This window comes from Mesorhizobium sp. M0698 (genome assembly GCF_040320455.1).
Classification (GTDB): Bacteria; Pseudomonadota; Alphaproteobacteria; order Rhizobiales; family Rhizobiaceae; genus Mesorhizobium.
The window spans coordinates 52,209-64,700 of the sequence record NZ_JAMYPQ010000024.1; the positions used below are offsets into that span (position 1 = coordinate 52,209).

The 12,492-nt window shown below is 58.6% G+C and carries 11 protein-coding genes; 6 read left to right on the forward strand and 5 right to left on the reverse strand.

Annotated elements, in window-relative coordinates:
• Positions 1 to 341 precede the first annotated feature (341 nt).
• From NKI16_RS29770 to NKI16_RS29785, 4 genes are all read left to right on the forward strand, one after another.
• Positions 342 to 794 (forward strand): YidB family protein, encoded by a 453-nt coding sequence (locus tag NKI16_RS29770; RefSeq protein ID WP_352924215.1) that lies wholly within the window; start codon positions 342 to 344, stop codon positions 792 to 794.
• A gap of 43 nt (positions 795 to 837) precedes the next feature.
• Positions 838 to 1,278 (forward strand): TPR end-of-group domain-containing protein, encoded by a 441-nt coding sequence (locus NKI16_RS29775; RefSeq protein WP_352924217.1) that lies wholly within the window; start codon positions 838 to 840, stop codon positions 1,276 to 1,278.
• A 423-nt stretch (positions 1,279 to 1,701) separates the two neighbouring features.
• A complete protein-coding gene (locus tag NKI16_RS29780) occupies positions 1,702 to 2,016 on the forward strand; it encodes an alpha/beta fold hydrolase (protein ID WP_352706244.1) in 315 nt (104 codons plus the stop codon).
• 430 nt (positions 2,017 to 2,446) lie between these two features.
• Entirely contained in the window at positions 2,447 to 3,367 is a 921-nt protein-coding gene (locus tag NKI16_RS29785; protein WP_352924219.1) for an ArsR/SmtB family transcription factor, read from the forward strand.
• Positions 3,368 to 3,595: 228 nt separating this feature from the next.
• On the opposite strand, the gene NKI16_RS29790 is transcribed toward NKI16_RS29785, so the two are convergent.
• Positions 3,596 to 4,519: a glycoside hydrolase family protein gene (locus NKI16_RS29790; RefSeq protein WP_352473704.1), complete on the reverse strand. Its 924-nt coding sequence runs from the start codon at positions 4,517 to 4,519 to the stop codon at positions 3,596 to 3,598.
• 399 nt (positions 4,520 to 4,918) lie between these two features.
• Here NKI16_RS29790 and NKI16_RS29795 point away from each other — a divergent pair, with 399 nt between their 5' ends.
• Complete coding sequence (locus tag NKI16_RS29795; RefSeq protein WP_352778288.1) at positions 4,919 to 6,091, forward strand: glycosyltransferase family protein; 1,173 nt, start codon at positions 4,919 to 4,921, stop codon at positions 6,089 to 6,091.
• 2 nt (positions 6,092 to 6,093) lie between these two features.
• Entirely contained in the window at positions 6,094 to 7,236 is a 1,143-nt protein-coding gene (gene glf, locus NKI16_RS29800) for a UDP-galactopyranose mutase (RefSeq protein WP_352492345.1), read from the forward strand.
• Between the two features lie 139 nt (positions 7,237 to 7,375).
• Here the strand turns inward: glf and NKI16_RS29805 are convergent, their stop codons facing one another.
• The 4 genes from NKI16_RS29805 to NKI16_RS29820 all read right to left on the reverse strand — a co-directional run bounded on the left by NKI16_RS29805 (position 7,376) and on the right by NKI16_RS29820 (position 11,513).
• Entirely contained in the window at positions 7,376 to 8,542 is a 1,167-nt protein-coding gene (locus NKI16_RS29805; RefSeq protein WP_352803816.1) for a glycoside hydrolase family 1 protein, read from the reverse strand.
• Positions 8,543 to 8,748: 206 nt separating this feature from the next.
• Complete coding sequence (locus NKI16_RS29810) at positions 8,749 to 9,273, reverse strand: YciE/YciF ferroxidase family protein (RefSeq protein WP_023677856.1); 525 nt, start codon at positions 9,271 to 9,273, stop codon at positions 8,749 to 8,751.
• Positions 9,274 to 10,369: 1,096 nt separating this feature from the next.
• Positions 10,370 to 10,735, reverse strand: coding sequence for a hypothetical protein (locus NKI16_RS29815; RefSeq protein ID WP_352924222.1), 366 nt, complete (start codon positions 10,733 to 10,735; stop codon positions 10,370 to 10,372).
• Between the two features lie 394 nt (positions 10,736 to 11,129).
• Complete coding sequence (locus tag NKI16_RS29820) at positions 11,130 to 11,513, reverse strand: hypothetical protein (RefSeq protein WP_352752456.1); 384 nt, start codon at positions 11,511 to 11,513, stop codon at positions 11,130 to 11,132.
• Positions 11,514 to 12,492 lie beyond the last annotated feature (979 nt).

Consider the following 12,492-nt stretch of genomic DNA (forward strand, 5'->3'; position numbering starts at 1 on the left):
CGTCGTCGTTCTGAAGTATGGTCAAGTTGGGCAGACTCTGTCTCTCGAGCCGGTAGAGTTACCCGTCGGGTCGCGCGCCCCATCGTCGCCGACAAACTCTGACAAGCGGAACAAACCCGGGAGGCGCCGGGTTAGGGCGTTCGATCGGCGCAGGGCGACTGCGGCGAAGCGCCCCGAAGTTCTGCGTCAGGAGAGACGTCAGATGGAAAACGAGTACCCGAAGGACGCGTCCTGTCCGCCCGCGAGCCGACCGGCAAGAAGTTGTTCGAGTCCACACGCGTCGGCATCCGCCAAGACTTGGCTTTGATTCGCTCATCGGCCAAAACCGTGGAGGAGACCAAATGGCAAATCTGGGAAGATTGGCGATCGCGATGCTTGGCGTTCTGGCATACCAAAGCCGCGACAAGCTCTGTGAATTGATTCCGGGAGCGGGGTATCTTAACCCAAACGACCCGCAACGCAGAATTCTGGCTCAGATAACGAATGGCGTGTCGAGGGCTGACCTTGGTGAGATCCTCGACCGGTTCAGGGAGGTGGGGGCAGGATCGAAGGTCGACTCGTGGGTTGGCAGCGGGCCAAACCAACCGATTGAGCCAAGGGACGTCCAAGCGGCAATGGACGAAGGTACACTCACGTCCATTTCGATGCAGACGGGTCTTTCGCGCGAGGAGCTAATCAGAAGGATTGCGCGGGATCTACCCGAGACAGTCAACGAGATGACGCCGAATGGTGAATGGCCGCCTGAGCCGACACATGGCTTGGATAAGTCGACCCTGCTCGACAATGTATCCTAGGGAACACAGCCAGGAATGCAGCCGGCCCAAGGCGAGATCCAGGGTGGCAACTCTACACGGGGGGACGCTCCTGCGCGATCGCCTTCATCCGCTCGCGAACCAAGGGTCTGTTTCGAGCGCGCCGAACGCTCAACTGGCCGCCATCCTGAAAATGCGGCACCGCTGCATCGCGGCGCCCTCGCTCGCGTATATCGGTGAGCGGAAGAAGGCGCGTTCCTGGCTGGCCAGAGCGCTGGCGATCGATCCGGACGACTTCGTGACGCAGTACAACGCCGCTTGCATGTATTCCGTGCTCGGGGAAGTGGAGGAAGCGGTGCGGTACCTGGAAAGAGCCGTCGGAGGAAGCGTGAGTCAGAACGTATTGGAACGAATCCGTCACGAAGTCATTTCGACGCCATTCGCGATCACCCGCGGTTCGTGCAGCTTCTTAGTTCACTTGCCTTGTGACGCACAGCTGTACTTGCACAAGCTTCGGCCTGCCTAGCAGCCGCGTTCGGTTTGGGTGGCGGATTCAACTGATCGCAGCAACACACGCTCTTTTCTGAAAGATGGAGTGTGAGCCATGAAGCAGCGAAGTCGCATCTACTACTCGGCCGCTCAGCGCCTGAGATTTGGGTTCGATGGCAGGCGGGCGAGTCGATGAGCTCGATCGGACGACGATTCGATCGGGAGTCTTCATCGGTCCGTTCTTGCCGCCGCGCCTGGGCCTTGCACTGGCGGGCTGCCGGCCTTGCCTGTCGCCGGTGGTGTTTTTCCCCACTTTTGCTGCCGCTGCTTGTGCTGCTCACCTGGCCGCTCGCCATGGGCAAGTATTTCGCCCCGGCATCGTCTCTGCGGGGTTTGCTTCGTCGGCAAAGGACATCGCCAGCTGGCCTCACAGCTGCGGTCGATCGCGGCCGAATCGGGATTGATGCTGGCCGACGCGCTGGCCGGCGGCCGCTTCACCCTGTTGATGCCTGCCGGCATTATTGCCGGGGCCGGCGACCGGTTGTTCGATGCGAAAGCCGAGGCTCTTAGACTACAATCGGAGATTCCTGGTTCCTTTGTCGATATCATCCCGCAGGCCGGCCACATGGTCCACCACACCGCACCGCTAGCTGTTCTCGCCATGGTGGACAGGGTCGCTGCCGCGGCCAGCAGTGAAGTAGGCCGGCACTGGCGCGATCCCGAAGAAGTGGAATCGCGATTTTCGGAAAAGATCATGCTCAAAAGCAATAGGTAGAACCCCGTCCCGACTCTATCGGGTGGCGAATCCGATGATTTACTTCACGGCGGCACGCACTTCAGCGAACCGCATCCTGTGCATCCATCCGCGCCGGTTCGGCTAACGTCGACGTCGAGGTCCCGTATCTTGGGGATTTGGCCAGGGGAACGGCCCCAATTCCGTGTTCGGCTTCTGCCTCTCTTTGTGGCTGCCAGCATCTAGTCGTCTGCAAATCGAGGCCACGGACTGACAAGCACCCCCGCACTACAAGGAGCTGGCGGTCGGAGAACAAATGTAGACATGTCGCACCATCCTTGCGGGTACGGCTTGCGATGCATACTGACGGTCGAGGGCTTAATGTAACCAAATCAACGGCTCGGCGTTTCGGTCAGCGCCGTTGCAGTGAGCGAAGCCATAACCTCTGTCACGAGCATAGACTGGCGATTTCATGAATCGCAATTTTCTGGTGATCGAACCTGAGGAAGGCATTGCCGTGCTCAAGGGGCTTGCCTCCTCGGCGCGGATCTCGATGCTGAAACTGCTGCATGAAAAGGGGCCGATGAATGTCAACGAAATCGCTGCCGTGCTGTCGCTTCCGCAGTCGACCGTCTCGACCAACATCCAGGTGCTGGAGGATGCGGGGCTGATCCGCACCGAGAGAGCGAAGAAAGGCAACCAGAAAATCTGCTATCCGACCGCCGAAAAAGTGCTCGTCGTGTTCAAGGGTGAGTATCGTAAGGTCAAGAACGATGCGATCGAAGTGTCGATGCCGATCGGGCTTTACACCGGCTTCGAGGTTACCGCGCCCTGCGGCCTTTGTTCGCAGGACGGCATCATCGGCTTGCTCGATGTGCCGAACACTTTCCTTGATCCGGACCGCATGAAAGCCGGTTTGCTGTGGTTCACGCGCGGTTTTGTCGAATACCAGTTCCCCAACAATGCCAAGCTCGCGAATGCCGAGATCACCGGACTCGAAGTGGCGATAGAGCTGTCTTCGGAAGTGCCGGGCACCAGCGCCGATTGGCCCTCGGACATCACGCTGACGATCAATGGTGTCGATGTCGGCACCTGGACGTCGCCGGGGGATTTCGGCGACAAGCGCGGCGTCTTCACGCCCACCTGGTGGAAGCTTAAGGGCTCGCAATACGGTAAGCTGAAGAACTGGCGAATTGCCAATGACGGCACCTATGTCGACGGCCTCAGGATTTCCGAAACCGGCCTCGCCGCACTCGATCTGAAGAGCCATCATTCAATCCGCGTCCGTATCGGCGTCAAAGACGACGCCGAGCGCCCCGGCGGGATCAACATTTTTGGCAAGGGCTTTGGAAATTACGATCAGGACATCCTGCTCAGGATCAAAACCGCTTGAATCGACTGGCCGTGTTGCTGCGCTCAATCACAGGTCATTGCCAGGCTTGCAGCTGGCAACGTCGTATATGAGGCGACCGGCTTGCCTGACGTGTATAGATCCCTCGTCGCAAGCTTTGCCCACTGGCCGCGAATCCCCTGCTACCCTCAATCACCAGTACAAAGGGATCCGTCCCACCAACCAACAGCCAGAGCATCCTCCGTTCCGGCAAATGCCGGAACTTACCATCTAGGCAACTCTCGAAAGTATATGCCGATCCAGGTCACACTTAGCCAACCCGAACCGCCAGCGATGGTTCGTAGCCTCACGCCTGCTCTGGTAGAACAAGGTCAGTTGCCGGCCGTCGATCATCACCGTCGAATGGCCATTCTCGCCGGGCTCACCAGGGTCGAGAACGGGGCCAACGGAAACGTAGGGACCCTTGACGTCATCGGCGATGGCGAAGAAGACGCGCTGCCGGCTGCCGCGCGGACCTTCGGGGAGGAAGCAGGTGGCGTTGAGAAGCACACGACCGTCCGGCAGCTCGACGAGCTGCGCGCCTTCGATCCCCCATTCGTAATCGGGGTGCTCGCGCGCATTGTGATGTGGCACGTCGAGATGATCGAGTATCTTGCCGAGACGTTTCCATGGCCCGAACCAGGAATCGGATTGGCTGCGCGCCAGATAGACATCAGGCTGGGGCACCCTGGTGAATTTGGGCATGCCTGAATAGACGATATAGCGCTTGCCTCCGACGATTGCGGGGTGGGGATCGTAGATGCCGTCCTCATCGGTGTCGGGCAGCGACAATATCGCCGGATTGAGCACCACCCAATGAAAGCCGTCATTGGACACCGCGTGCTCGCAACGTCCGCCGGACTTCATGAATTCGGTCTGGATAAACATGTGGAAGACGCCGCACTCATGAATGACGCCGGGCGCCGCAATGCCAGATCCGGTTACCGGCAAAACGATCGCCTCGTGCTCTGTCCAGGGTCCATAAAGATCCGGCGCTGTGGCGTGGAGGATTTTCCAGCTCTCTGTTGTGACGGTGCCGCTGGAGCCGAAGACGTGCCAGAGCGTGCCGTCGAACACCGGACAAGGGTCCTTCAGATCATCCACAACCTGCGGGTGAAACAATGGAAAGACGTTGGTTTCAAAGTCGATCTTCATTCGCCAGCCATCCCTCGATTCGTCTCGGTCTCCATTCAAATGAACCACCGGCGCGACTCAGATGAATCGATTCCAAGCGTATTTATAGCTCCGCTGATGAACGGTTGTTGAACGATTGAAGGATTTGAACCGCTCTGTGGCAAAGGGCCACATTTGGGGAGCCCGACCTGACGCGAGGGGCTTCATCATGTGGATCGAATGGGGGCGGCCGGCTCGCCCCTTCTCTGTCGAGCCGTCGCAAGTGGAGCGGACGGCTGGTCTCGCCCGAGACAGTTTGGAGCTATGGAACAACTTATCGGGATGGAAGTTATATAGAAGGCTGCGAACTTCATGTCAAAGCTGCCTCGATTGACTTTTGTTAGTCGAGGCATTTTGTAACTATATCGAAGGATAATCTACATGGAAATGGCGGCGGGCCGGGCCAAAACACCAAAAAACCCTGTACAACCGTCTATTTTAATTTGCTTTTCACACCTCCGATGGAACTTCGTATATCAGAGACCACAACACGTTCTGACCCTGGCGTCAAAACAGCAACAGCTAATTTACTTCGAAGAGCCGATCTTCGATGAGAGGCGCCACCCTTCGATGCGGGTGCACAATATTACCCCCAAGATCAGAATAGTGACGCCGCTGATCCCAGTTGGTACTTCCGCGACCAGGGCGGACGCAATCCAGCGCAGGTTCGTCGATCAGATCCTCGCCTCCACGCCGCATGACCGATTGACGACCTGGTATTACACGCCCATGGCGCTACGCTTCAGCGATCATCTCGCCTGTGACGTCTGCGTCTACGACTGCATGGATGAACTCTCCGCGTTCAAAGACGCTCCCGCAGAGTTGACGCAGTTGGAAAAGGCGCTGTTGCAACGTGCCGATGTCGTCTTCACGGGCGGGCAGAGCCTCTACGAGGCCAAGCGCAGCTTGCATCGGGCGATCTTTCCCTTCCCGAGCAGCATCGACGTTACCCATTTCCATCAGGCTAGGGCGCCAGGTGAAGACCCGTTCGATCAGGCCGACATACCTCACCCGAGGGTGGGGTACTTCGGGGTCATCGACGAACGGCTCGACCTTGAACTTATCGCGCATGCGGCTGCGGCAATGCCAGACGTGCATTTTGTCATGCTCGGCCCTGTCGTCAAGATCGATCGGGCGAGCCTTCCCACGGCAGGCAACCTGCATTGGCTGGGCGGCAAGTCCTATGCAGACCTGCCGAACTATCTCAGGCATTGGAGTGCCGGCTGGATGCCGTTCGCGCTCAACGAAGCGACCCGCTACATCAGCCCGACCAAGACTCCCGAGTTTCTTGCGGCAGGACTGCCGGTGTTGTCCACGGCGATCGTCGACGTTGTGCGTACCTACGGCGTCGAAGGCCTTGTCGAGATTGTCGAGGCGGAGGACATCGAGGCCAAGCTTCGCTCGATCCTGGCCCACCCCCGCGATTTCCTGGTGAAGAAGGCCGACGCCTACCTCGCCGACATGTCCTGGGAGAAGACCTGGAGCGCGATGGCTGCCCACATCGAGCGCGCCCATGCGATGAAGAGCGTCGTCCCATTCCTGAGGAGGGCGTGAGCGTGTTCGACTGGTTGATCGTAGGGGCCGGTTTCGCCGGCAGTGTGCTGGCCGAGCGTATCGCATCGCAACGGCAGGAAAGCGTCCTGATCATAGACCGACGAAATCACGTCGGCGGCAATGCCTATGACTGCTACGACGAGGCGGGAATACTAATTCACCGTTACGGGCCTCACATCTTTCACACCAACGCCCAATCGATCGTCGACTATCTGTCGCAATTCACGCAATGGCGGCCTTACGAACATCGCGTGCTGTCGCTTGTCGATGGAAAGCTGCTGCCGATACCGATTAATCTCGACACCATAAACCGCCTCTACGGCCTTGAATTGACGTCCGAGCAGCTGCAGGACTTCTTCGCTTTCCGACGCGAAACGGTCAAAGAAGTCCGCACCGCCGAGGACGTCGTGGTCAGCACAGTAGGCAGAGAGCTCTACGAGAAATTCTTCCGCGGCTACACGAGGAAGCAGTGGGGTGTCGACCCTTCCCAGTTGAGCAAGTCAGTGACGGCGCGAGTCCCGACCCGGACCGATCGCGACGATCGGTATTTTGGCGACAGCTTCCAGAACATGCCGGCAGGCGGGTATACGCGCATGTTTCAGCGCATGCTGGATAGTCCCAAGATCAAGATCATGCTGCAGACCGACTACCGCGAAATTCGCGACAAGATCCCCTTCCAGCAGATGATCTATACCGGTCCGATCGACGAGTATTTCGACTGGAAGCTTGGTCGCTTGCCCTACCGTTCGCTGCGCTTTGAGCACACGACGCTTGATTGCGAGCAGTTTCAACCGGTCGCCGTCGTCAACTATCCGCAGACGGAAAAATACACACGGATCACCGAGTACAAGCATCTGACCGGTCAGCAGAGTCCGAAGACCAGCCTCACCTACGAATACCCCACCGACGTCGGAGATCCTTATTACCCGGTGCCGCGGGCCGAAAACGAGGCTTTGTACAAACGATACGAAGCTTTGGCCGCGGCGTGCCCGGAGGTCTGGTTCGTCGGACGTCTTGCAACATATCGCTATTACAATATGGATCAGGTGGTCGGCCAGGCATTGGCTACGTTCGGGCGCATTCAGACACGCCTGCCAGCAAACGGGATGCTCGTCACGCCGACGCAGCGCGAGGCGGCCGAGTGAATGATGCGCCGGCCTGACCGGTGTCGGGCGACCCACGGCCAAAGAGACCAACGATATTTCTCGGCTTCTCGGCGAACAGCTCTAGATATGCTGTGCTGTTGATGCAGCTGAAAAGCGCGCACTGTTCGTATCAGCGAGGCTATAGCGCGCTTGCTTGTTGTTCCTCAAACGCCGAGAACGATTGGCGCTGGCGCTCCAACTCGTCCGCAAGTGGCTTGCGAACAGTGCGCGAGCCGTCCGCATGAATGGTGGAGAACAAGCCGACTTCGGCGTGGCGCGAATTGTCCCAACCTGGGTAGGCCGTCACCGGGTACAGGCATATACCCTGAACAGGTGCACCGAGGCTCGTCGCATCGCGCACTTCGTCGCAAACGTAGTGAAGCCAGGCTGGCCGCCCTGAACCTTCGGCGCCGGTCTCGGCGATGAACATCGGCTTCTTGTATCGTTCGGCGACCTCGACCAGCAATTCCGAAAGTGCACGGTATTCGTGGTGCCCCATCGGTATCGTTGGGCCATTCAAGTACCATTGGTTGTGCGGATAGAAGTTGAGGCCGATGACGTCCACAACGTCCTCGCTGCCGCCCAACTCCGGTTCCACGCGCCCGATCAGCATGTCATACGCCTCGAATTGGCCCTGGCGAGCATTTTCGGCGCGCCGCCGCTCGGGGTGAGTACGGTCACGAGGAGCAATATGGATCAGCGGTTCAGCCCAGATGAACCTGCAGCCGGGTTCGGCCTCCCGCATGGCCCTCACGCCGGCGACCGCTGCCCTGACAAGGTGTCGTTTGAACCATCCACGCTTGTTCGGCCCGACGCGGGGGAAATAGCCGACCTCCACAGCCCATGCAAAAAACGAAATCTCGTTGATCGGGCACACCAGGGGAGCCACCCCGGTAGCGGAGCGATGAACCCGAACAGCTTCCGCGGCGAAACGGACGTAGGCCTTGATAAACCCCGGGCCACCTTGGTCGATATGGTCTGGCGAGCCATAGTGGAAGATATCCCAGATAATCTGCACCCCGGCCGCCTGGGCTGCTTCGATCGCCGACGTCCAACTCGACCAGTCGAAGACTCCGGGGGCTGTTTCAATCAGGTGCCAGCGCAAGCCGTCGCGGATCGTGCGAAGCCCAAGCTCGGCACAACGGCGATAGTCGGCATGTGCATGGATGTCATGTGAGGTCGCGCGGATCAGATCAAGACGGGCCCCGTCGGCGCGCCTGTGGGAGGAACACTCGAAACCAGCCATGAAAAAGCTGTCGAACCCGGAAGAGCCTGCCGTGGGCCGACGAGCGGTATCCTCGTTCATACCAACATCCTGTCGCCCAAGGCGTGGGCAAGTAATCGCATTCGCAGTCCCCCATTGTCAGTTCCGGTGGCCTAGTCGAAACCGGTCGGCCACCACCACGTCGACGGCTCGGCGGCTGCGGTGTACACGTGTGCCTGGATTGGCGAATACAACCAAGCTCCAATCCCGTCTGCCGGGGGCCGCGGTCGCGTCGATTCGATCCGAAGTTATGCGGCCTGTTGCATCGCCCGTTCGTTGACGCCTGTTTCGCCTAGTCGGGTGAGCGCCTCATCGGTTGCTTTTTCTTCCTTGAGCGTCTGTTCGAGTAGCGGGACGGCGTCTTTCAAGCCAAGTAACCCGGCCCATGTGACAAGAGTCCCGTAGCGCGCTATTTCATAATGTTCGACGGACTGGGCTGCAGCCACGAGACCCGCGTCCAATGCCGGAGCCTCCTCGAATTCCTCCAAAATCTCCTGTCCTTCTTCGATGATGCCGTCGATCGCCGGGCACGTTTTCCCTTGGGCTCTCTTGCCAAAGGCGTCGAAAACTTGCTGCAGACGCTCGATCTGACCTTCCGTCTCGTCACGATGTTTTTCGAACGCCGCCTTCAACTCTTCGGACTCCGCGCCCTTTGCCATTTTCCGGAGCGCCGTCAGAATCTTGCGTTCGGCGTAGTAGATGTCTTTCAGACCATCATAGAAAAGGTCTTCCAAGCCCTTGGAGCTGCCCTGAGAGCTTTTTTTCGTCGCCATTGTCATCTCCTCTTTCATTTCGTATCGACGCATTCATGGCTCTAACTGGACCAGTCTCTTGTTGTTCCTTCGCCACGGCACAGCGGCAGCCAACAGCGAGCGACGGTCGGGTTGACCGCTGATTTCAGTCCGCCGCGCCAGCAGCGGCTTGAGCATCTCGGCTGCGCTCCATTGCGGAAGTTCCGGAATGAGGATCGTCTGCCTGAAGGGTTTCCGCTGTCATCGAGTCCTTGCGGCCGCATTTTTCGCAACGGACCTTTGCCCGCACCTGATCAAGGTTCCCGATCTCTTCTCGGGCCCCCAATGGCGTCGAACCTGGACGAAGTTGCCGACCAGATCAGCAGTGTATAGGGGCCGCGGACCTGTTTTGCGATGTAGTTGAACTCACCTTGAGGCAGCTGCTCGCGCAGGCGTTTGGACGACAGGCGGACGGCATCATGGCCTCTAAATTCGAATTCGCGGTCAAGAGGACCACGTCCACAGCATAGTTGCACCTAAGATCCTCCTCGATGTCGCCAGCGGCGCGAAGCCTCAGATGGTCTTCGAAAACCCCCTCTGCGGACCGAGCATGTCATGTCTCCTTTGCAGTACCGGAAAGGCCGTGGACAGCCGTGTCGTCCTTCGCGATGCTGAACGGATGCGACCCCGGTTTGTTCCTGAGGCCAACATGCGCTGGAGCCGGATTGCCTTGCACCCCCGATCACAAACGAATGAGAACATTCAATCGGGGTCCTCATGGCTTCCGCCATCGACATTCTGGCATGCTGACCAGCGACGAGGTCGGCAATTGTCCAGGACTAGAGCGGCCGGCCAGGTGCGCTTGCAGCGGTGCCGGGGGGACCTCACGCTCCAAGGCCGTCCTGGCCTTCGCCAGCAACAACCACAAGGCCTGCAAAAAAGCTTCATCTGCTTGCGGTGTTAATCCGACCTCCTTGCAATGTTCAACGATCCTGTCCTGAATCGACACTGCGGTTTCATACCGTTGGACAACCCTTGCCAGAACGTCCTGACAGGTGCCAATCGCCACCTCCCGAATGTGGTCAGCGACGGGAGAGAGGGCAGCACGGGTGACATCATGAGCAACGGGGCGTCCCGATCAGTCGGATGTATTCCGCCTCGGGCTGCCCATAAGAACGATCCGCCAACGCGCGTCTATAGCAATAGCTTCAGCCTTCAATTGAACAAAGCAATCGTGTGGGGACCGGTCCTCACCCATGACCAGGGCTGCCCCGGTCATACCGTCAAAGCCAATAAGACCAACCTCGGCCTCGACCTCAGCCCGAAGCTTCGCCACCATTGACCCGAGACCGCTCTCGAAGAAATCGACGGTGTCAATCGGGACCGAGGTCTGCTCCAGGTGCGTCCTCAGTCCCAAGTGACGGGCTTCGAGGTGAGGCTGCAGCAACGTCAGATCCGGTGCGCTCAGGCGCCGCAACAGTTCGTTCTTGAACGAGGTTTCCATCTGCGCTGTCTCCCGATCGGGGCGGAAGGGCGATGGTCGCTCACAGCTGACGACGCCCTAACAATTGTCGACAGTCAGGGGAAAGTATACCTAAAAGGGCGGGGAGTCTCAAAAAGCTACTATGCTGACCAGAGAAGCTCGTCAGTCTGGCGATCATCAAGATGCTGCTAACAAGCAGTGTCCGCCTCTACCGGTCGAAGGTTGCCTTCGCAATCTGGTGTGCGCCTTTTGTCGAAGCATACGGCCCCAAACTGATTCATCCTCTGGGGAAGCCAAGCGGTATCGACGCTGCCTGAAAACTTACGCGCAAGCGCTCCACACTTTCGGGGGGCGCTTTGTCGATCGACCAGAGTAGCCAAGCACCCCTTCTGTATCCCATAGTATTCGTCTTCGCCTATTGCTCCGGAACGGCAGAGGTTTGCGGACGATTTCGTGCTGCTTCGGCAATTTCCGGGATGTATTTCGTCGCGGTGCAGCTTCGGTTCACATTGGCGCGTGCGTCGAATACCTCTTTCTCGCAGACCCGCTTCGCGAGCTCGATAGGCACATGAACTGCCAGAGGCACTTCCACCTCGGAGATTCCAAGCTCCCTTGCGATCTGCTGTTTCACTTCGTGCCTGCCAAGCGAAACGTCGACGCCGACATCCTGGGCATCTTCGGTTGTCGATGATGCGCCTTGCCCCGGCAGATCTTGCTCCTCGGTCTGAGCAAATGACTGCACGGCAAAAAGCTGCAAGGCGAACACGGCGAGCGGCAAAATTCGTTGGAATACTCTCATGCCTGGCTCCTGCAGGTGCCTTTAACAACGGCAAAGTATTTGAAGCGTTCCAGAGGCGGGGATGCGCGCGCTCAGCGGCAGTCGAGGCGGGTTTTTTCTGTTGGAATACGATATGGCGACCGTGGTTGGATGCCGACAGCCGACTGTGCTGGCACATCGGAGTGTAGGAATTTGCCTACCGAGAAAGAAAGACAAGCCAGAGACGAGCGCACCTCGGATGCTGCACGAGGATTGACCGACATTGAGCGTGCGGCACGAGACGCAAAGACCGCGGCTTCGGGAGCAGCGCCTGAAGGCCGCACTTGCTGTGACGTCGGCCGTGGCATCTAAACCGAAGAGGACACCAAAAACCACGAAAGCCTAGCAGTCACTTGCACCACACGGGAGCTTGCATTCAACCCCACGGTGCTCAAGATCCAAGTAGGCTCTGCAGCTCTCTAGGCTCACAACCTCGTGCACCCAAGTTTGATCCTGCTGCAGCAATCAGGACTACTCCAGAACGAATATGGCCAGCAGGGCAACAAAGAGAACGAGGGCGATCGCGGCGCCCCAGATGAGGACCTTTCCGGTGCCGCGTTGCTCTTCCTCGCGAGAAACGTCTTTCGCCATTCCATGCATCCTTTGCGAAGGTCCAAACTGAGCAACGTGCCGTGCAAGGCTGTTCCCAACGCTCTCGGAGCCAACTTGGTGTCAGTCCAACTGCCGGTTGCCGTAGGGCTTCGAATCGCTCTAGCGCTATCGGCAATACAGCGCGGCTCTCCTCTGAGCGCGACCGCAGCTCCCTTCAGGCAAGATGCGCGAGCAGACGGATATCTATCTGACCGAAAGCAAAAGAAACCACGCGTGCCCCACTGAAAGCACAAGCAAGCGCAAAGATTCCTGAACTGATGCTCGGCTGGCGGGAACTTGCTCGCCAGCCGAGTTGAGTTCAGGCGGTGGTCGGGGGAGATCAGCCAGCCACACGCTGGTGATTCCAACC

Coding starts and splice junctions, on each gene's coding strand:
- NKI16_RS29770 (WP_352924215.1), top strand. CDS start 342: ATGGCAAATCTGGGAAGATTGGCGATCGCGATGCTTGGCGTTCTGGCA.
- NKI16_RS29785 (WP_352924219.1), top strand. CDS start 2,447: ATGAATCGCAATTTTCTGGTGATCGAACCTGAGGAAGGCATTGCCGTG.
- NKI16_RS29790 (WP_352473704.1), bottom strand. CDS start 4,519: ATGAAGATCGACTTTGAAACCAACGTCTTTCCATTGTTTCACCCGCAG.
- NKI16_RS29795 (WP_352778288.1), top strand. CDS start 4,919: ATGGAAATGGCGGCGGGCCGGGCCAAAACACCAAAAAACCCTGTACAA.
- NKI16_RS29805 (WP_352803816.1), bottom strand. CDS start 8,542: ATGAACGAGGATACCGCTCGTCGGCCCACGGCAGGCTCTTCCGGGTTC.
- NKI16_RS29810 (WP_023677856.1), bottom strand. CDS start 9,273: ATGGCGACGAAAAAAAGCTCTCAGGGCAGCTCCAAGGGCTTGGAAGAC.
- NKI16_RS29815 (WP_352924222.1), bottom strand. CDS start 10,735: ATGGAAACCTCGTTCAAGAACGAACTGTTGCGGCGCCTGAGCGCACCG.
- NKI16_RS29820 (WP_352752456.1), bottom strand. CDS start 11,513: ATGAGAGTATTCCAACGAATTTTGCCGCTCGCCGTGTTCGCCTTGCAG.